Annotated in this window: 21 protein-coding genes; 10 read left to right on the forward strand and 11 right to left on the reverse strand. The window is 37.5% G+C overall.

Annotated features, from left to right (window positions below; genetic code table 11):
- From EYB29_RS01030 to EYB29_RS01040, 3 genes are all read right to left on the reverse strand, one after another.
- Positions 1–1,026 (reverse strand): ABC transporter permease, encoded by a 1,026-nt coding sequence (locus EYB29_RS01030; protein WP_166626307.1) that lies wholly within the window; start codon positions 1,024–1,026, stop codon positions 1–3.
- A 134-nt stretch (positions 1,027–1,160) separates the two neighbouring features.
- Entirely contained in the window at positions 1,161–2,486 is a 1,326-nt protein-coding gene (locus EYB29_RS01035) for a HAMP domain-containing sensor histidine kinase (protein ID WP_371807490.1), read from the reverse strand.
- Positions 2,483–3,160: a response regulator transcription factor gene (locus tag EYB29_RS01040; RefSeq protein WP_166626308.1), complete on the reverse strand. Its 678-nt coding sequence runs from the start codon at positions 3,158–3,160 to the stop codon at positions 2,483–2,485. Before EYB29_RS01040 ends, EYB29_RS01035 begins: the two co-directional genes overlap by 4 nt.
- Before the next feature lie 128 nt (positions 3,161–3,288).
- Here EYB29_RS01040 and EYB29_RS01045 point away from each other — a divergent pair, with 128 nt between their 5' ends.
- Both EYB29_RS01045 and EYB29_RS01050 read left to right on the forward strand, forming a co-directional pair.
- A complete protein-coding gene (locus tag EYB29_RS01045; protein WP_240921804.1) occupies positions 3,289–4,629 on the forward strand; it encodes a PepSY-associated TM helix domain-containing protein in 1,341 nt (446 codons plus the stop codon).
- Between the two features lie 10 nt (positions 4,630–4,639).
- Positions 4,640–5,101, forward strand: coding sequence for a hypothetical protein (locus EYB29_RS01050; protein ID WP_166626309.1), 462 nt, complete (start codon positions 4,640–4,642; stop codon positions 5,099–5,101).
- Positions 5,102–5,165: 64 nt separating this feature from the next.
- Here EYB29_RS01050 and EYB29_RS01055 read toward each other — a convergent pair whose 3' ends face one another.
- The 3 genes from EYB29_RS01055 to EYB29_RS01065 form a co-directional block, all read right to left on the reverse strand.
- A complete protein-coding gene (locus EYB29_RS01055; RefSeq protein ID WP_166626310.1) occupies positions 5,166–6,308 on the reverse strand; it encodes a globin domain-containing protein in 1,143 nt (380 codons plus the stop codon).
- A 174-nt stretch (positions 6,309–6,482) separates the two neighbouring features.
- Positions 6,483–7,838: an MFS transporter gene (locus tag EYB29_RS01060; RefSeq protein ID WP_166626311.1), complete on the reverse strand. Its 1,356-nt coding sequence runs from the start codon at positions 7,836–7,838 to the stop codon at positions 6,483–6,485.
- A 15-nt stretch (positions 7,839–7,853) separates the two neighbouring features.
- Entirely contained in the window at positions 7,854–8,945 is a 1,092-nt protein-coding gene (locus EYB29_RS01065; protein WP_166626312.1) for a 5-methyltetrahydropteroyltriglutamate--homocysteine S-methyltransferase, read from the reverse strand.
- Positions 8,946–9,064: 119 nt separating this feature from the next.
- On the opposite strand from EYB29_RS01065, the gene EYB29_RS01070 reads away from it, so the two are divergent.
- Together EYB29_RS01070 and EYB29_RS01075 are read left to right on the forward strand one after the other, a co-directional pair.
- Positions 9,065–9,979 (forward strand): LysR family transcriptional regulator, encoded by a 915-nt coding sequence (locus EYB29_RS01070; protein WP_026865891.1) that lies wholly within the window; start codon positions 9,065–9,067, stop codon positions 9,977–9,979.
- Positions 9,980–10,038: 59 nt separating this feature from the next.
- Complete coding sequence (locus EYB29_RS01075) at positions 10,039–10,311, forward strand: GNAT family N-acetyltransferase (protein ID WP_035855288.1); 273 nt, start codon at positions 10,039–10,041, stop codon at positions 10,309–10,311.
- 15 nt (positions 10,312–10,326) lie between these two features.
- Here the strand turns inward: EYB29_RS01075 and EYB29_RS01080 are convergent, their stop codons facing one another.
- Positions 10,327–11,211 carry a cation diffusion facilitator family transporter gene (locus EYB29_RS01080; RefSeq protein ID WP_035855289.1) on the reverse strand — a complete coding sequence of 295 codons (885 nt, stop codon included), beginning with the start codon at positions 11,209–11,211 and terminating at the stop codon, positions 10,327–10,329.
- A gap of 135 nt (positions 11,212–11,346) precedes the next feature.
- Positions 11,347–12,198, reverse strand: a complete 852-nt coding sequence (locus EYB29_RS01085) for a DUF368 domain-containing protein (RefSeq protein ID WP_235678841.1) — start codon at positions 12,196–12,198, stop codon at positions 11,347–11,349.
- A gap of 259 nt (positions 12,199–12,457) precedes the next feature.
- Here EYB29_RS01085 and EYB29_RS01090 point away from each other — a divergent pair, with 259 nt between their 5' ends.
- The 4 genes from EYB29_RS01090 (at position 12,458) to EYB29_RS01105 (ending at position 16,352) form a co-directional block, all read left to right on the forward strand.
- A complete protein-coding gene (locus tag EYB29_RS01090) occupies positions 12,458–13,264 on the forward strand; it encodes an ABC transporter ATP-binding protein (RefSeq protein ID WP_035855293.1) in 807 nt (268 codons plus the stop codon).
- The gene (locus tag EYB29_RS01095; protein WP_026865896.1) at positions 13,257–14,309 is read left to right on the forward strand and encodes a FecCD family ABC transporter permease; all 1,053 of its coding nucleotides are present in this window, start codon (positions 13,257–13,259) and stop codon (positions 14,307–14,309) included. The genes EYB29_RS01090 and EYB29_RS01095 overlap by 8 nt, the downstream gene beginning before the upstream one ends.
- On the forward strand, positions 14,306–15,337 hold the full coding sequence (locus EYB29_RS01100) for a FecCD family ABC transporter permease (RefSeq protein ID WP_026865897.1): 1,032 nt from the start codon (positions 14,306–14,308) through the stop codon (positions 15,335–15,337). The genes EYB29_RS01095 and EYB29_RS01100 overlap by 4 nt, the downstream gene beginning before the upstream one ends.
- 88 nt (positions 15,338–15,425) lie before the next feature.
- Complete coding sequence (locus EYB29_RS01105) at positions 15,426–16,352, forward strand: iron-hydroxamate ABC transporter substrate-binding protein (protein ID WP_026865898.1); 927 nt, start codon at positions 15,426–15,428, stop codon at positions 16,350–16,352.
- Between the two features lie 41 nt (positions 16,353–16,393).
- Here EYB29_RS01105 and EYB29_RS01110 read toward each other — a convergent pair whose 3' ends face one another.
- On the reverse strand, positions 16,394–16,738 hold the full coding sequence (locus EYB29_RS01110; RefSeq protein ID WP_026865899.1) for a zinc ribbon domain-containing protein YjdM: 345 nt from the start codon (positions 16,736–16,738) through the stop codon (positions 16,394–16,396).
- 119 nt (positions 16,739–16,857) lie between these two features.
- Here EYB29_RS01110 and EYB29_RS01115 point away from each other — a divergent pair, with 119 nt between their 5' ends.
- Entirely contained in the window at positions 16,858–17,430 is a 573-nt protein-coding gene (locus tag EYB29_RS01115; protein WP_026865900.1) for a thymidine kinase, read from the forward strand.
- A 50-nt stretch (positions 17,431–17,480) separates the two neighbouring features.
- Here EYB29_RS01115 and EYB29_RS01120 read toward each other — a convergent pair whose 3' ends face one another.
- Entirely contained in the window at positions 17,481–18,239 is a 759-nt protein-coding gene (locus tag EYB29_RS01120) for a hypothetical protein (protein ID WP_166626313.1), read from the reverse strand.
- Between the two features lie 128 nt (positions 18,240–18,367).
- On the opposite strand from EYB29_RS01120, the gene EYB29_RS01125 reads away from it, so the two are divergent.
- Positions 18,368–19,045, forward strand: coding sequence for a phosphatase PAP2 family protein (locus tag EYB29_RS01125; RefSeq protein WP_166626314.1), 678 nt, complete (start codon positions 18,368–18,370; stop codon positions 19,043–19,045).
- 17 nt (positions 19,046–19,062) lie between these two features.
- Here the strand turns inward: EYB29_RS01125 and EYB29_RS01130 are convergent, their stop codons facing one another.
- A complete protein-coding gene (locus tag EYB29_RS01130; protein ID WP_166626315.1) occupies positions 19,063–20,730 on the reverse strand; it encodes an ABC transporter substrate-binding protein in 1,668 nt (555 codons plus the stop codon).
- Positions 20,731–20,791 lie beyond the last annotated feature (61 nt).

Genomic DNA, 20,791 nt, shown 5'->3' on the forward strand with positions numbered 1-20,791 from the left:
TTACATACCTCCTTGATTAATTGCCTGCATTGGTTCTGCTTTTCTAATCTGAAGTCCTGAAATCGTAGCACCGACAAAACCAATTACGATAAAGGCCACAACTGCAAAGATAATCGTCTCAGTCGGTAAGAAGAACGGCATACCTTCTGGTGCAACAGCGTTTATGATTAAGCTAATCGCAATAGCTGGAATTAAGCTGATTACAGTAATGAATAGCATTTGAGCCCACATCATTACAAATAGTGAAGATTGCTTAACTCCAATCGCTTTTAATATGCCAAAGGTACTCATTTTTTGGACATTAATCATATAGAAAAATATCGCAAATAATAAGGCACTGATCACATATAGAAATACGATAATCATGTTGAGTGACATCTGTTCTGCGCTGTAACTTGGGATTGTGTTTAAGAAGTCACTGTTACTATAATTAGTCAGACCTTCTACATCCGCTTCACCTTCGGTAAAACCGACTTGAAATGCATCGGTTCTATACATTTCTTGGAAGTCCGCTTTATTAATAAATCCAGCTTCTGTGTGACTAAATTTCTGTCCATCTACAAAACCTGTGATAGTTAAATCATCTTCAATTAGACCATTGGTTACTTTGTCTCCGACACTAAAGCCTTCATCTTCTAGTGAGCGATCTAAAATAATCTCACCTTCATCCACATTAGGAAAATAATCCCCACCATCTGATGTTACAAAAGCCGTGCTAAATTTCTTGTCATCTGCATTATTGATTTCTCCCATTTGAATGGAAAAGAGTGTGTAATTTTCATCTGTTGCTGCTAGTGCTTCTTCCTGTTCATTCTCAATTGCTGAAAAGCTATAATTATCCTCAGCATCTTCACTCATGTAAAACGTACCATCTGGCATATGTTTAATTAGAGATGCATTATCATCGGATAAGCCATTTGCCAATCCGGAGATGCTCATTGTTAATATGCTAATCAAAAATACGATAAACCCTAGTATCAAATAACGTAATTTAAACTTTTTCATTTCTTTCCATGCCATCTTCATGAAAAAGACCTCCTGTGTTCTTGTTAATTCACACTTTACTTAAGTTATGTGAACTCAATATGAACAAGGAGGTTTTTCTTATTTTTCTGTTATAGGTAAACGGACAGTAAAGGTTGTACCTTCTTTTTTACTTCTTACATTGATAGAGCCATCATGCATTTCGATAATTTTTTGACGATAGATAATCCCAATCCTGAGCCACCGACCTTATTTGTTCTAGCATTATCCGCTCTATAAAAACGGTCGAATATTTTATCGATATGAACATTATCTATACCTTTACCGGTATCACTTATCGACACGATTACATGTGAACCATAGTCAGCCATTTCAATATCAATACTGCCTGCATCCTCATTGTATTTTACAGCATTAGATAAGAGGTTATCCCACACTGTATTCAGCAATGACTTGTCAGCTCTTATATCTATATCGATTAACTTATGAGATATCATTAGCTCTCGTTCATTAATCTGCCATTCGTAAACTTTAATCGCTCTTTCAAGCTGTTGCTTGAGATTATAATTTTCCCTTCTCATCAGGTAATCTTCATGGTCGATGGAAGACAAGACTAAAAGTTGTTTAGTCATCGTAGATAAACGATCAATTTCAAAATCTATTGTTTCTGCATAATCTTCACGTACATCAGTCGACAATGGTTTCTTCAATAACTGATTATAGCCCTTTATATTCGAGAGTGGCGACTGGATATCATGAGAAATATTTGAGATGAAATCTCTTTGAATTTTATCATTATAGCCTAGTTGTAAGGTCATGTTTCTAAAGTTCGTAGCCAAATCTCCAATCTCATCTTTCCTTGATATATCAAGGTTATCTAGAGAGTAATCACCTGAGGCAAGTCGTTTGGTTGCCTTGCTCAATTTAGTTACAGGCTTAATGAGATAATGGGCACTAATCAGCACTAAAATAATACTTAATATAATAGTAATTAAGAATAAGACACCGAACAAGACGTGCATTTCATTGAATAATAATTCAATATCCGTACGCATGAACAGCGCATAAGATTGACCATCAATTGTTACTGGTACGCCTACTGTATTCTTAAGCTCATCTGCAAAGAATCCCGTAACGAATAATTCAGCATCAAAATTCGCCATACCATGATATATTTCTCCAGAATGTACTTCTTTGATTGCCTCATCCTGAAGGTTGATGTCTCCAAACTGTGTACCAAAGAACTGATCTCGGCCATTCGCATCCACTAAGTAAATTTGGTGTCCAGTTTTTGCAACAGTATCCAAGTATTCTTCTACTTTAATGTCAGGATTGTTTTCGATAAACTGAGCAACTTCTAGTGCAATGTTCGTATGCTTGGTGTCATTCTCTTCTTTTAAGTTTATCTGGTAGATAAAATTTGAAATGAAAAAGGCGAAAAAGAAACTGAACAGCATTATAGCAAGTGTTGTAATTAAAAATTTTACGTATAATGATTTCATATTTTTCGCTCCAGAAAATATCCTCTGCCACGCATTGTCTTAATTTCAAATTCATCAACTGCTGATTTAAAACGCGATCTCAGACGCTTTATATGTACATCAACTGTACGGTCATCTCCCTCATAGTCTAGTCCCCATATACGTTCAATTAGAGCATCTCTAGTAAAGACCTGCCCTGGATACTGAGCTAATAATTGCAATAACTCAAATTCTTTTAGAGGTAGCATGTACACCTTACCTTCAATTTCCACTGAATAATTGTTCGAATTAATCAAAACTTTTCCCAATTTTAAGGTAGTATTAGAAATCTCATCACTATATCTTCTTAATAAAGCTTCAATTCTAAACAATAGTTCCCGAGGTTCGAAAGGTTTAACTAAATAGTCATCTGTCCCTATTTTAAATGCTTCTGCCTTGTCATCGATATGTCCCTTAGCAGTCAGCATGATAATCGGTATATCAAAGTCTCTTTTTAGAATTTCCGTTAAAGCTAAACCATCCATATACGGCATCATAATATCTACTACAGCAAGGTCACAGGCTTCTTTCTTTAACTTTTCTAAAGCGTTTCTACCATCACTCGCCCCGACAGTTAGAAAGCCAGCCTCCTCTAGGTTTAAAGTGACAAATTTGACAATGTTAGGATCATCATCAACGACCAAGATTTTATTCATACTGAACCCCCAATCGTCTACTTTTATATTATTGTACCATTAAGTTGTCATATCTTTCCTTCTCGGTACATATACAAAATTTGATTTTCCATCCATAATATATGAGTGAGATGACAGGAGGGAAAGCCTTGAATAAGAAATCATATCCTCTTATTTGGAGATGGCATTTATTTGCCGGCATCATTATAGCACCATTTTTAATATTCCTTGCAGCAACTGGTGCGCTATATTTGTTTAAAGATAATATTGAGAACTACATATACCAAGATTATTATTATGTAGAAGCTGATGAAGATGGAGAACGATTACCTCCATCTGATCTTGCCTTTACTGCTGAAGGTTATGCAGGGGGTGGGGACGTCACGCGTTACCGACCTGGTGAAGATGAAAACCGATCAGTAGAGGTCGGTGTCACTCAAACTGATGGTACCGCGGTCACTGTCTTCGTCAATCCATATAATAGACAGGTCCTCGGAATGATTGAGGATGCGAATCGCCCAATGGATATCTTAGAGGCCTTACATGGTGAGCTGAGCGCAGGGACAATTGGAGATAGAATCGTAGAACTCGTTGCTTGTTGGACGATTATTATGATTATCTCTGGTTTATTCTTATGGTTCCCTAGAACTAAGGAAAAAATCAAGGGCGTATTCACAATTCGTTTTAATAAGCAGGGGCATATTCGTTTACGTGATTTTCATGCAGTTCCTGCTGCATGGCTTTCTATTGGACTGCTATTTTTCTTATTCTCCGGACTCTTGTGGACCGGTTTTTGGGGGAATGGTGTCCAACAAATCGTCACAGCTTCAGGCTCAGGCTATCCACCATCCATTTGGACAGGTCCAGCGCCTGAATCTGATACTGTTACAGAAGATATTGCTGAAGTATCCTGGGCAGCTGAAAAGATGCCTGTGCAAAATTCAGACCAGGAATCTGGCTTTAGACAACTCTCTTTAGATCAAATCATTGAAACAGCTGATAGTACAGGTGTAGATCCTAGCTACGATATATTCTACCCCGCTTCAGAAGAAGGGGTCTTTACCTTATCGGTCTTTCCTGACCAAGCAAGAGATGAAGCAACAATTCATATCGACCAATACACAGGTGATGTCATTGCTGACTATCGTTACGATAACTACGGACCGTTAGGAAAGATAATGGCAACGATGATTACGGTACACAAAGGTCATGAATTTGGCATTGTAAACCAAGTGCTTGGTCTCGTCATCTGTTTGGGTCTAATAGCCATGGTTATTACTGGCGTTTACATGTGGTGGAAGAGAAAACCTAAAAATAAAAGTGGGGCACCTAAATCTGCAAGTGTCGTTGAATACAAGGGAATCTTCTTCACCTTAATCGCACTCGGTATTATCTTCCCCTTAGTTGGTCTATCGTTAATTGTTATCTTTATTGTCGATCGTCTGATTCTTAGACGAAATGAAAAAATTCGTTCTTGGTTGAACTATTAAGGAGAGGCTTATGGCTAAATATATTTTTTTAATATTCTCTGTCCTATTCTTAAGTGGTTGTTCCATAGTCGATCAGAGTACACACGATAAGTACAACAATCTAGATAATTCCGATATCGTTATCGATACGTCAGAAATTACCGAATCAGAGACAGAAGGACGCGTAAATATTCACATCTTAGAGAACGGTCAACCAGTTGAAGATGCTGATATCACCCTCTTCAGTCGACTAGCTAAAGAGGCAGAAGTATGGAATGAAGAATATGAAGTCAAAAAAGTAGACGATCATTATACAGCTGATGTTGAAATTCCAACGGATGGTCTTTACCTTCTTACCCTAAATGTCAAAACGGATCACTTAGATGCATCACCAATTAAATTTTTTACGGTTGGTGAGCTCGATATGTTTGAAGAAGTATTTTTACAGGACTACCAAAATGATGATAGTGCCGGTGGACACAGTCACCACTAAAATATTAAATGACACAAAAAAAAGGTGAGCATATCAAAGATACGCTCACCTTTTTATTTGTAATTTAGACTGGTGTACTCAATCTAGGAACAAATAGCTCATAGTGAATATGTTCTGAATCTACACCTGCTTTTTCTAATTCCTTAACAATAGATTGAATGAAAGTTACACCACCACATACATACACTTCTTGATTCTCTTTTAAATATTGCTCAAGGTTTTCTTTAAACAGGTAACCATCTTTATCGCGTAGATGATTGTAAAGTTCTACGTTATTTTTAGTAGCAATATTTGCTAATTCAACTTCGAATGCAATGTTGTCACTATTGTCTGATACTTGTAAGAATTGAACATCATTCGTCTTTTCTGCTGCTTGACGGAACATAGGGAATAACGGTGTTACGCCGATACCTGAACCAATAAACAACTGCGGCGCATCTTCGTTTTCAACTCCAAATACACCAACTGGTGCAGAGATATTAATTGTATCGCCTGCTTTAATTTGTTCATGTAAGAAAGTCGATACTTCCCCGCGAATACCATCAAGTTCTTCTTTTCTTACTGCAAATGTCAGTCTACCATCTTGTACATCTACAATTGAATAATGACGTTTCGCTCTATAAGGTAGTTCTGGGACTTTTACATCAACAGTGATGTACTGTCCTGCTTGATATGGAATATCATTGATTGCTTCAGATTTTACTGTAAATGATTTAATAATGTCAGTTTCATCTCGAACAGCTAATACTTCAAATGGTTTAAAGCCTTCCCAAGCCATATTAGCGTATATTTCTTTTTCTATACCGATAAAGGCATCTGCAATCTCACCGTAGGCTTTGCCCCATGTTTGAATTACTGGATCATCCATATCTAAGCCAGTGACTTCGGATATTGCTGCCAATAAGTTTTCGCCAACGATTGGGTAGTGTTCCGGGAAAACTTGAAGTCCACAATGCTTATGGGCGATTGGCATAACAACAGGTACAATCGGTGTTAAATCTTCAATATGTTGTGCTGCAGCAACTACAGATGCTGCTAGTGCAGTCGACTGCAAACCTTGTTTCTGGTTAGGTTGATTAAACATATCTCTAAGTTCAGGGTGGTTTTCGAACATTCTTTTATAGAATTTAGTTGTAATTTCTACACCCTTATCTTGTAATAATGGCACTGTGCTATGAATCGTTTGAATTTCTTCTTGATTTAACATAATGACACTCCTTGTATGATTAACTTACTACCATTATGTTTTACTTTTTCAATAATTTCAACGCTCCTCAACAACTATTGTTAATTTATTCACATAAATATGGAAATTTATTGACAATTATTTGTTTACATTGAAAAAAGACGTGAATAGGCGTATTATTCACGTCTTAGATAATTAAGTGATTGTCACTTCTTTTTTACTAAATAATTGCCCCTTTTGAACCTCAGTCGCATGCTGTTCTTGCACACACAAGAGCGCAATAAAAGCAATGACACTTGGAACTGCGAATCCTAAGAATGTTAGTTGAGGTGGTAGGGTTGTCATCAGTACCATGCCAATTAATAATGGACCTGTAATAGAACCAATTCTCCCCATACCAACAGCAATACTAAGTCCAGATCCTCTAATATCTGCAGGGTAAAACATTGTGATATAAGGGTTGATTAGGTTCTGTGAACCAGCTGTACAAGCACCGACTGCTGCAATCAGTACAAACAAGATCAAAGTCTGTTCCGTAATACTTAGTAGCACAAAGGCGATTGCGCCGGTTCCAAGTAAGGTCAACAGTACATTCTTATGTCCAATTTTATCGACTAAAGCACCACCTAGTAATGAGCCCATCATCTGGCCAGTAGCAAGTGTAATCGTAAAGATCATCGCTGAAGACACACCGTAACCCGACTCCTGCATAATATTAGGTAACCAAGTACCTAAGCCAGCAATCATCATTAAACAGCTGATGACAGCGACCCAGAATAGGATTGTAGAAAGTGCTCTACCATTATTGAAAAGCTTCTTAACAGGAATACCTTTTGATTCTACTGAATGATTTTCAATGTAATAGTCATCATTACTTGTATAAGTGTTACTCGCCGTTGCTCTATTTAATATGTCAGCAATGTGAGCCTTATTGCCTCGGCGCACATGATAAGACAGAGATTCAGGGAATTGTTTTAATAAGATTGGCGTCACAACGACTGTCAGTAAACTCACCCAGAACAAGACTCTCCAACTTATAAATTCTAAAACATAGATACCTAACAAAGAGGCACCGATTGTCCCAGTTGAATAGCCGCAATACATCAAGGCAACAATCATCGCTCTATTTTTAGCCGGTGAATACTCAGTCATTAATGAAATCACTGCAGGCATTAAGCCACCCATACCAATTGAAGCAATAAATCTAAAGACGACAAAGTAGGTCTCGTTTGGTGCAAAACCAGCTAAGAAGTTAAAGACGCCTATGATAATCAGACAAGCTGCTAAAATTCGTTTCTTACCAACTAAATCCGTCATCATACCAAGGATAAAAGTTCCTGCCATCATACCGATCATGGCGTAGCTGCCGACGGCACCAGCTGTTGCCGTCGTAATGTCAAAATCATTCATCATCTGTGGTAAACCAATGCCATAAATTGCAATATCAAAACCATCTAAGGCAATCGCAGTAAAACACCACAAGAAAACCATTAAATGAAATCTGTTAAATTTACTTTTCCCAATTACCTGTTCTGGGTAGACTTTCGCCATTCACATCGTCCTTTCTTAGTTCCAAACCTCTTTAGTAATATCAACAACAGACTGTAATTTCTTCCATTGCTCATCTTCTGCAAGCACATTACCTTCTTCAGTTGAAGCAAAGCCACATTGAGGACTTAAGGCTAATTGCTCTAGTGGTAGATATTCACTCGCTTCTTTAATACGTGCCTTCACCTCATCTGGATTTTCTAACTCGCCTGTCTTAGACGTAACTAATCCAAGTACAATCGTAAGATCTTTTCTCTTCACATGTCTAAGCGGTTCAAAACTACCGGCACGGTCACTATCGTACTCTAAGAAGAAAGCATCGATATTTAAATCCCCAAAGAGTCTTTCTGCAACTGGTTCATAACCACCAGATGAAATCCACGTTGAACGGAAGTTCCCTCGACAGATATGCATCGTGACATATAGATCTTCTGGACGATCTTTAAGTGCTGTATTTAATACTTCAATATATTTATCTTGTAAGTATTCAGGGTCCTTACCACTATCAATTAGCTTCTGGACTTGTTCTTTTGAACTAAAGTAACCCCATGACGTGTCATCCAATTGTAAGTAACGGCAACCCGCATCGTAAAAATCTTTAATCACTTCACCATAGACTTTAGCGATGTCCTTAAAGTATTCTTCCTCATCCGGGTAAACATCTTTGTCAACGTCACCTCTAAAGTGCAACATGCTTGGACTTGGGATCGCATATTTTGCAGTCGCATCTCCAGCTTGTTCTTGAAGGTATTTAAAGAATTCAATCTCCCTATGTGGCTGGTAGAATAATTTCTCTACCACTTTTATAGAACGTGATTTAGTTTGGACACCCTGAAAGGCAATACCATCACCAGTATCTGACCCTTCTACTCCACCTAAACCTTCTAGAAAATCAAAGTGCCACCAGGCACGGCGAAATTCACCATCTGTAACGGCTTTTAAGCCGACATCCTTTTGTTTTTGTACTACCTCAGCAATTGCTTTATCTTCTACTACTCTTAATTCTTCTAAAGTAATTTCTCCATTTGCAAATTGACTTCTTGCTTCTTTTAATTCAAGTGGTCGAAGTAAACTCCCCACATGATCAGCCTTATATGTAAACTGTGCCATTCTTATGCATCTCCATCTCTATTTATGATTGTTTAAATACTATCATGGTTGTATGATATAGACTAACTCATTAATTTCATGACCCGTTATAACTTTTATCTATATTCAAAGGAGATACTATGACTATCCAACAACTTAAATATCTAATCGCTGTCGTAAAAGCAGGTTCATTGAACGAAGCCGCCAAGCAACTGTACATTTCGCAGCCGACCTTATCTAAATCTATAAAAGAGCTGGAGAAGGAAATGGGTCTCACAATTTTAAAACGCACTTCAACAGGAATTACACTGAGCTCAGATGGTGCTGAGTTCCTCAGCTATGCCAGACAAGTGGTTGAACAGGTCGATCTTTTAGAAAACAAATATTTAAATACGCCTCACCAAGAACAACTACTCAGTGTGTCGACTCAGCATTATTCTTTTTCTGTTGATGCAATGGTAAAAACAATAGAGCATCACGGGGGAGATAAGTACCAGTTCTCTCTAAGAGAAACGAGAACTTACGAAATCATCGATGACGTCAAAGACTTAAAGAGTGAGATTGGTGTCATGTATATGAATAAATTTAACGAAAAAATTCTTACTCAACTCTTAAAAGAAAATCACTTAACTTTTGAGGTCTTATTCACTACAAAACCTCACGTTTTTATAAGTAGAAATAACCCGTTAGCAGCAAAGGATAAGGTTACCTTAGAGGACTTACAAGCTTATCCCCGTCTATCATTTGATCAAGGTGACCATAACTCCTTTTACTTTTCCGAGGAAATACTCAGTACACTTGATAGCCCTAAAAATATTCTAGTCAGTGATAGAGCGACAATTTTTAATTGTATGATTGGTCTAAATGGTTATACTATCTCGAGCGGCATACTCAGTGAAGAGTTAAACGGTACAGATATTATCCCAGTGCCACTTGATGTTGATGATGAAATCACTATTGGTACAGTAACCAACAACAAAGCAGTTTTAAGTCGTATTGCAAAGCATTACTTAGAAGAACTTCATGCTGCTATCGACAACTATGATATACATTAATGGATAGTTAATAAATTTAAGGGTATATAGAAGTAACAATTAAAGTTGGGGGAATAAAAATGGAAATTAAACACGAGAACAATCAGTTCTATTTTGGTGATGCTTCAAATCCTGACGGTTACTTATCCTATACCGTAGATGGTAATGTGTATACGATAGACAGCGTAGTCGTCGATGAGTCACTCCGTGGCCAAGGCTTAGGAGATGTGTTATTGGACCACGCTGCAGATTATGCCAGAGACAACAATCTGAAACTCATTGGTAAATGTCCGTTCGTCGCAAAACGCTTTAATCAACATCCAGACAAATATGAAGATGTCATTAGCAAGTAAAAAACTCAGCACCGATTAAGGTGCTGAGTTTTCTGTCTCAAGATTTGGTTCTGGATGCACGTATAAAGACATGATGCCCTTAGCATGCATGTGATTTTCAACCTTGTCACAAATATGATGTGCTTCAGTCACTGTAATATCAGGGTCTACAATAATTGTGACATCTAAAAAGATACTGCTACCATGGTAACGGCCTTTGATAGACTTCACTTCTCTAACCCCAGTAACTTCTAAAATATCTTCTTTATGTTCCATTAAATCCGTTTCTTTATAGCCATCACTCAAAGCAAAAATAGAATCTCTAAAGATAGTATAACCTGTATACATAATCATTAGTCCGAGTATGGATGCAATAATGACGTCAGCGATAGGTAGACCCACTTGGGTTAAGACAAGTCCTATAGCAGTACCGATACTGATCATGCCATCAGACAGATTATCCATGGCTGCTGACCTCAATGAAACACTTTTTGCTTTTTTAGCCAAGCGATTATTAATAAAGAACACAACCATCATAATCAAACCAGATATGATACTTACAATGATTACTACTGGATGTGGTGGCTCTGATGCCGGTTGAAAGATTGCTGGTATGTTTTCGATTAATACCTGTAAGCCCACAAACATAATAATAAATGAAACAACTAAAGCCGCAATATTCTCTGATTTCAAGTGACCATAAGGATGGTTATCATCTGGGGGTTTTATCGAAACCTTTAAGCCAACCAGTACTGCAATAGAAGCTAATATATCTGTTAAGTTATTTAAACCATCGGCACGAACTGCTGCAGAATCATAAATTGTACCGAAATAAAATTTCACTAAAGCAAGAATGATATAAACGCCGATGCTTAAATATGCACCATTTTGAGCCACTTTAAGATTATTTAAATCCCCCAATATAATCGCTCCTAATCTTTAATAGAAACTCATTATGCACTGATTCAATCAAAAGTTCAATGGCTATGGTGGACTTTATATTAGTTGAAATTTATTTTTAGAACGCCCTAAACTAAAGCTTAGACTATTTCTTTTTTATTCATTGTATTTACCAAACACGTAGCTGATATAGCAACCTAATATAAATACTACTATAGACACTATCCACATCATTATATTTGTCGGTAGCCCAGGGTAAATTGCAAAAAGCGAGCCAAATAACAGCCCCACGATTCCAGCATACGTTAGATAAGTAAAACGTCTAAGTAAATATGCGATGAGCCGGCTACCTAGTAGTATTCCTACAATAATACCAACCCCTGTAGACAATAAGACAGGAAGAACATAGAAATTAAATGAAGTAAATTCATCTATAGCAAATATAATAATCGGATATACACCGATGATTAATAATACTAAGGATCCTGAGATACCTGGTAATAGCATAATTGCAGCAGCTAAAACACCTGAAAAGAAGTATTTAATTAGATTCACTGCATCCGTTGGTATTGAAGACAGATCTGATGCAGAAGTATTAGCTAAAGACATAAAGAAAAGTACTGCTATTCCAATAATTATTAATATATAGTGCGGTATTTTAAATTCTACTTTTGCATTAGATATTCTAAGTAACATCGGAATGACTCCTAACACCATTCCCATGAAAAACCAATGTGTCGGTATGGTATGGCTCTGTAATAAATAATTCAAAAGAGATGACACTGATAAAATTGCAAGAGCCATACCGATTACTATCGGTAAAAGAAAACCAATCGAATTTTTATAAAATTTAGAAACTAACCGACTGAGTGCACCTAAAAATTGATCATAAATACCAAGTAATAGTGCCATTGTACCGCTACTCACACCTGGTACAAGTTCAACTATACCCATCAAGAATCCTTTTGGAAGGTTCGACCACTTAAACATATTATCAATTCCATTCATAATTTTTCACTCTCAATATTTTAGCACATCAGCCATAAATTAAGGACTATTTACTTAGTAAATGGAGTAACGGTGAGCATTATTTTGTAATGATAGGTGATATAATAATATTTTTTTATAGTCTAGTGTATCTTTGTCACAAAATTGTATATTCTCAATAGACCTTGAAAACACAATTTTAATTGACATATTGCTCATTATGTCATAAGATTTCAAAGTGATAATGATTCTCAATGAGAAATGGAAATGAGGCATAACCATGTCAGATGCATTAGAAGTGCAAAATATACAAGTCGGGTACCAGAACCGTTCAGTCATCGAAGATTTTAGTGTGACTATACCTAAAAATAAGATAACGACAATAATTGGTCCAAATGGTTGTGGAAAATCTACTTTAATTAAAACTGTCTCCAGAATTCTAAAGGCCGAAAGTGGGGCGATTTTTTTAGATGGGAAAGCGATTAACACCTTGGATACGAGAGAAATCGCCAAGAAAATGGCAATATTGCCGCAAACAGCTGAATCACCAGGTGGTTTGTCGGTATTTGAATTAGTTTCTTATGGTCGTTTCCCTTATAGAAAAGCGATGGGTTCGCTGAGTAAAGAAGATTATGAACATATTCATTGGGCAATAGATGTTACAGGCTTAAATGAATTTAAGGACCGCCAAATTAGTGATATGTCGGGTGGTCAAAGGCAACGTGCATGGATTGCAATGTCACTTGCACAAGGTACTGATACTTTAGTACTTGATGAACCAACTACATATTTAGATCTTGCACATCAACTAGAAATACTACTCCTATTAAAGCGATTGAACGAAGAAGAAAACCGTACAATTGTTATGGTCTTACACGATTTAAACCTTGCATCACGTTTTTCCGACTATATGATTGCAATGAAAGATGGTGACCTAATCACTAAAGGCACACCGGAAGAAGTAATGACGAAGGGGCATTTAAGAACACTCTTTAATATAGAAGCAGAGTTTCAATCATGCCCTTACAGTGGGCACCCAGTCTTCACTTCTTACCATATAAGTAAACAGGAAGACAGCCATGGCTAAAAATGCAACTATAGAAAGTAAGGCTCAGGTCAAGGCTGTTAAGAAGACTGCAAAACCAATTCGTGGCACAATCATTATTATCTCGGGACTCGTTTTTTTATGCTTTAGTTTTATCTTGTCTATATCTTTAGGCGCTGCTGATATAAATCTTTCGACGATATATAATGCTTTTTTTAATTTTGATACTGGTGTTACACAGCATCAAATCATTCGTGAGCTACGTTTCCCTAGAATTATTGGAGCTGCCTTAGTCGGTGCAGCATTTAGTGTTGCAGGTGCTCTAATGCAAGGAATGACAAGAAACCCATTAGCAGACTCTGGTTTACTCGGCTTGAATGCTGGTGCTGTAATGATGCTTGCAATCAGCTTCAGTTTCTTCCCTGGTATGCCATATGTATATACAGTATTATTATCATTTTTCGGTGCAGCTCTCGGTGCCTCTATTGTATATGGTGTCGGGTCACTAAGTAAAAATGGTTTAACACCAATCAGACTCGTCTTAGCTGGGGCAGCTGTAACGGCATTATTAACTGCTCTAAGTGAAGGAATCGCGCTCTACTTTAATGTTGGTCAAGACATGGCCTTTTGGTATGCCGGCGGTGTTTCTAGCACGAAATGGGAACATCTTATAGTTATAACGCCTATCGTTATCATTATGATATTCATTGCTATGCGTATATCACGGTCAATAACGATTCTAAGTTTAGGTGAAGAAGTTGCAGTGAGTCTTGGGGAGCGTACAGTTAGAACTAAGCTGATCAGTATCTTAGTTATTGTTGTCCTTGCAGGACTTGCGGTATCGGTAGTTGGTGCAGTGAGCTTTGTTGGACTGATTGTGCCACATCTAACACGTAAAATTGTTGGTTATGATTACCGCTGGATTATCCCAGTGAGTGCAGTGGTTGGAGCGGTCTTGGTTGTTGTTGCAGACCTATTAGCTCGTACATTAAATGCACCTTTCGAAATTCCAATTGGTGCCTTAATCTCACTAATCGGTGTACCTTTCTTCCTCTACTTAGCACGTAAAGGAGGTAAGGAATTATGATGTCACAAAAGACAGCTGGATTAATCAAGAGACAGAAAAAGGCTGTATTTGTCGGAATATCTTTAGTTGTGATACTCATTGTCTTGTTTGTAGTCAGCCTAAACACTGGTGTAATGAAAATAGACCCACTCACTGTTATCAAGACAGTATTTGGTCAAGGCGAAGCCACAGATGAACTATTGCTTTTTGAATTCAGATTACCACGTATTGTCATTGCTGTTCTAATTGGCATGGGACTAGCGATGTCAGGTGCAGTGCTCCAAGGTGTTGTTAAGAACCCACTAGCTGACCCTGGTATTATCGGGATTAATGCGGGTGCTGGTTTAGCTATAACGCTTTTTGTAACGTATTTCTCAACTGAAGTCGGTGGATCTGTCTTCTTAATGCCAATCGTCGCCTTCATAGGAGCAGGGTTAACTGCAGTGACGATCTACGCCTTCTCTTACAAAAAAGATGAGGGGATATCACCGATACGATTGATTCTAGTCGGGGTAGCAGTTGCAGCAGGTATTAGTGCTTTAATGATCGTTCTCACGTTAAAAATCGATCCTAAAACGTACGACTTTGTTGCCACCTGGCTTGCAGGTAGCATTTGGGGTTCAAGTTGGAACTTTGTTTTTGCACTCTTACCTTGGCTCATTGTTTTAATGCCATACGTTTACTTTAAAGCGAAAGTATTAGATGTAATGAACTTAGGTGACTCTACAGCTGTCAGTCTCGGTATGAACCTTGAAAAGGAACGTCGTACCTTGCTCGCTGCTGCAGTTGGCTTAGCAGCCGCTAGTGTTTCTGTTAGTGGGGGTATTGGTTTCGTAGGACTCATTGCACCACATATGACCCGCCGTATAGTTGGTGAGGCATATCGTTATGTTTTACCTATCAGCGCCCTGATTGGCGGAGTTCTAGTACTTGCCGCTGATACAATCGGCCGGGTGATCTTACAACCAGCTGAAATACCTACAGGTGTAGTGGTTGCCATAATTGGTGCCCCTTACTTCTTGTACTTATTAGCAAAACTCAATGATTAACGGTAATTCCATCCGGTAGCTTCACTGCTACCGGATTAAATAAAAAACATCAATTGATAATAATTATCAATTAGAAGGAGAGTATGTTATGAAGAGATTATTTAGTATGTTTTTTGCATTAACTTTTGTCCTTGTTTTAGCCGCTTGTTCCAGTCAAGGTGAAGAATCCGAAGACAATTCCTCAGCTGATAGTGAAGACTCATCTTCAGAAACAGTTACATATGAATCTGAATCCGGCCCAGTAGAAATCCCTAAGAATCCTAAACGTATTGCTGCCTTAACTTATGGACCGAATGTCCTTTCATTAGATGGTGACTTAGTAGGCGTTGACCAATGGTCAAAAGCAAATCCTTTATTCACTGAAGACCTTGCAGATGTTACACAAATTACTGAAGAAGATCCTGAAAGTGTCTTAGCAGTTGAACCAGATCTAATCATAGCTGGAACAAACATGCAAAACCTTGAAGAGTTAGAGAAAATTGCACCAACTGTTGTCTTTACTTGGGGAGAACTTGACTACTTAGAACAACAAATTGAAATTGGAAAAATTCTAGGTAAAGAAGATGAAGCACGTGAATGGGCAGAGGACTTTGAGAGTCGTGCATCTCAGATAGGTAAAGAAATCAAAGAAAAACACGGTGAAGATGTGACTGTCACAATGTTCGAGACAAATGGTACCAACTTCTATATCTTTGGTGAAGCATGGGGTAGAGGAACAGAAATTCTCTTCCAAGCGATGGATTTAAATATGCCTGAAAATGTTGAAGAAGCTGTATCTGAAGAAGGCTACCATGAGATCTCTCAAGAAGTTTTATCTGAATATGCCGGTGATTACATTGTTTTAAGTCGTGGTGAAGACACTGATATGTCATTTACTGAAGATGAAGTATGGCAGTCAATACCAGCTGTTAAGGAAGGTAGAGTCATTGAAATTGATACTGCAAAAACGAGTTATAGTGATCCAACCACTCTTGAATATCTTCTAGAAATCTACGCAGAAGAATTAAATAAATAAACAGAAGCCCCCTAATATAGGGGGCTTCTGTAGCTTCTAATCTATTTTTTAACAAACTCTGACTTCAAGCCAAGTTGACCGAATCCTGGAATTTTACAATCAATGTCATGTCCATCTTCTGGATCAACCAATTTTATACCTTTTACTTTTGTTCCTTGTTTGATTACATTTGATGCACCTTTAACTTTTAAATCTTTAATCACACTAACATTATCACCATTATTTAATATGTTACCATTGGCATCTTTGACCATTGAAGCTGCTGTAGCTTCCGCTTCAGACTCTTTTGTCCATTCATGGTTACACATTGGGCATACAAATAGGCTACCGTCTTCATAAGTGTATTCCGAGTTACAATTTGGGCAATTTGGTAAGGTATTCTCCATGGTCTTCCTCCATTATTTAATCACTAATTTTAAGATACCATAAATACATAAGTCCTTATCAAAAAGATATACAATTCATGTTACTATAAATAATGATACTGAAAAGATTGGGGATTTCTATGGCTAAACTTTACTATCGCTACGGTACGATGCAGAGTAATAAAAGTAATCAAATTATCACAACACATTATCAATACACTACACAAGGCAAACGTTGTCTTGCTTTCACTTCTCCAATTGATTCAAGAAGTGGGTATCATAAGATTAAATCGCGTGTTGGGCTCGAACTTGATGCCGAATACGTCACTGATGATATCTTTGAGAAAGTTAAAAAAGAACATGAAAAAGAAAAGGTCTTTGCTGTCTTAGTTGATGAAGCACAATTTTTATCGAAAAAAGATATACACAATCTCAGTGATATCCCAGACTTGTTAGATATTCCTGTTATTGCCTTCGGTTTAAAAACTGACTTTAGGAATGAGTTGTTCGAAGGAAGTAAAACTTTGCTCGAATTAGCAGATGCAATTGATGAGTTGAAGACAGTATGCCAGTATTGCAACAAGAAGGCCACATTGAACCTTCGAATGCAAAATGGGATTCCGACAAACATCGGTGAAACGATTCAAATTGGTGATGAGGAATATGTTCCAGTTTGTAGAAAATGCTACAAAGAACGTTTAGATTTAATATAAGAAATACAAAGCAACTGTGAATTCACAGTTGCTTTTTTCACATGAAACATTTATCTTTTTACCAGTTCAATATTAGGGAGGTATCTCAGATTAAGCACATCGCCATCATCAAATGATATTGTAAATTCTGAAGTCCCACCATATTGCTCTGAACCTATGATAATTTGCATCTTCTCATAGTCAACGACATTCGACACACTAAGGCTTCCATACTTGTCTGTATTCGGTACATTGATATCATAAACACCCTCTGGAATATCTTCACCAACAACCCATAAACCAGTAGTGAGTACATCAATATCTGATGTTTCATAAGGCTCGAGTTCTACTCCTGAGTCATGCTGTGTCTCAAGTGTATAACCTTCATCTAAAAAGACAACTAGACTATCAGGATACTGTCCCTCATGGTTATTAATACCAGATAAGGTCTCACCAGCAACTATTCTACCTTCTGCATTTTCGACAGAAATACTACTAGTTTCTTCATGCGGTATCACTTTATAGCGGCCAGGTTCAATATCAGAACCAACCGAATGCGTTCCTTTGTCTAAACTGACAGCAGCACCTTCATTCATAAGATGGCTGTAGTCAATATAATCTATATCTTCATTTGTAGATGTTGCAGTTTCTGATGAACTAGTGTCCTGAGTTGAATTGTCATCAGGTTCATCATTAGTCGTTTCTTCAGTTGCTTCACCTCCAGAAATCCAACTGTTAATCTCATCTGCTAACTGATCAAATGGATTACTACATGCGGATAGTATCAAGGTAGATAAAAACAATAGACTTATAAAGCGATACTTCATCATGTCACTTCCTCAATTCTGTAATTTTAATCTAAGTGTAAACTTACCATGATTGAATAACAACTTGATTTAATATAAGCATTTTTAATAAACTCTGCTATAATATGTTAATTACGTTAAAGAGGTCTCTCATGAATAAACATTTAAATATTATTGCTATTATTTCTCTAACTATATATTTAGTCATTTGCTTCAGCGTTCTAGTAAAATTGAATTGGACTGAAGCATTCGACCTAAGTTTAATCCATTTCATCCAAGGATTTGTAACAGCAGAACGCGCTGAAATCATCGTCTTACTCACTGATATTGGTGGTTCTTTTGCGATTATCCTTTTTTCAATTTTAACCGTTAGTCTTTTATTCCTATTTAAGATGTATACTGATGCACTTTGGTTTTCAAGCACTCTAGTTATCGGACCTGGTTTTCTTGTCAGTTTGATGAAGCGTCTTGTTGATAGAGAACGTCCTGATTTTCTCAGACTTGCATTTGAGTCTTCAGAGAGCTTTCCAAGCGGTCATTCTACTGCCTCTACAGTATTTTTTGGTCTTTTAGGTATCTTGCTCATTTATTTCGTCACACATACTTGGCAAAAGTATTTGATCGGCGTTATAACGATAGGCGTTATTTTATTTGTTATGACTTCAAGAATATTTCTTGGTGTCCATTTTCCAACAGACGTCCTTGCAGGTCTAACATTCGGTATCTTCATCATTACCTTATCTCTTAGTTTGTACTTCAAATATAGTCCAAAGTTAATTAACTATTTAGCACAACATTCTATAGAAGATAAAAGTCCATCTAGAAATTAATCTAGATGGACCTCATTTTATTCTGGGAAAGTAACATTTTCAATTCTAACAATACCAACTGGGTCTAATTCTACACCTTCAACAAGAGTTTCATTTACACCAACCCCAAGTTCTCCATAATAAAGCGGTGTAATTGGGAGATCCTCCATGAGAATTTCTTGCGCTGTATGATAGGCTTCAATACGGTCTTCATCTTCTGTTGATTCTTGTCCTGCTTCTAGATAGCTATCCAGTTCTGGATTCGAGTAATTCCATCTGTTACCAGAGCCGACAGAATCAGTGTGGAACATCGGATATAGACCGTAGTTAGGGTCACCAGTTACAGTAATCCACTGTAACATGAACATATCATGTGTACCTTGGTTTGCCATCTCTAAGAATGCGCCGTGTTCGTACTGTTCAATTGCAACCTCAATCCCTAGTTCTCCGAGAGACTCTTGAATGACTAAGGCAATGTCTCTGTTCTGTTCAGAATCAGATGTCCATATAACCGTTTCAAAACCGTCAGGTACACTCGACTCAGCCATATACTCTTTCGCTAAGTCTAAATCATAGGATACTTCTTCCATTTCCTCATTGTGTGCAAACACTGAAGGTGAAATATGATTTTTTGCATGGATCCCTCGCTCATTCAAAACACCGTTTATAATCTGTTCACGGTCAATCGCATGGGAAATTGCCTTTCTTACATTCTCATCATCAAACGGTTCTTTATCGTAGTTAAATGCAACATAAGTCATCGATAGACTATCTTGATCGATAATATTTGTTTCTTCATGCTCTCTTACACGGTCCATAGATTCTGTATCAACGTTATCCGTAATACCAATACCACCTGTTTCTAATTCTGCAAGACGTGCTGAGTTTTCAGGAATTACACGGTAAGTTACCGTATCAAATTCTCTTTCACCACCATGAAAATCCTCAAATTTCTCTAAAACAATTTCATTACCGGGATCTCGATTTTGTAGTTTTAAGTGCCCAGTACCATCTGGGTTTTCAGAAATTATGGCCCCTACGTGTTCACCGATTTCTTCAGAAACAGCTTCAAACTCTTCTCCACCTGCTTCACGTAACTCATAATATTCTTCTAAAGTCACATCCGATTCAGCTTGGTCTAAGGCATTTTGGTAATCTTCATCTATAACTTCCTTACTCAATATACCTGCTGTATTGTGGGCTAAGTGACTCGGTAGCGGAGTGAACGGATAATCTGTCGTAAAGATGACAGTATGATCATCAACAATTTCAATGTCGTTAATCATTTCAAACATGAACGCTACAGAGGACCCAACCGATGGATCCATCACTCTGTCTAGAGTCGCTTCAACGTCTTCAGCTGTAAAATCTGATCCATTGTGGAATGTGACCCCATCTTTTAGCTCCAATGTCCATTCGTTTCCATCTTGTTCAAATGAACTCGCCAAACCTTCTTCAAATTCCATATCAACATTTTGTTGAACCAAGGTATCAAAAATTTGTGTTCTAAGCTGTGCGGATGGTATGTCGTTCGACACATGTGGGTCTAGAGAAACTGCTTCATTGATCATCCCAATCACTAGGTCGTTTCCACCCTCACCACTTGATTCACCACTCGCTGCCTCATCAACATCACTATCATCCGTACAAGCTACCAATAGTAAAATCATGGTAAACAACATAAAAAACCATAACTTCTTTTGCATAAACATCCCCCTTATTAATGTACGCGCTTTCATAAAATTATACCTGTCGGAATTCGAAATT

This window comes from Jeotgalicoccus sp. S0W5 (genome assembly GCF_011634875.1).
GTDB lineage: Bacteria > Bacillota > Bacilli > Staphylococcales > Salinicoccaceae > Jeotgalicoccus > Jeotgalicoccus marinus.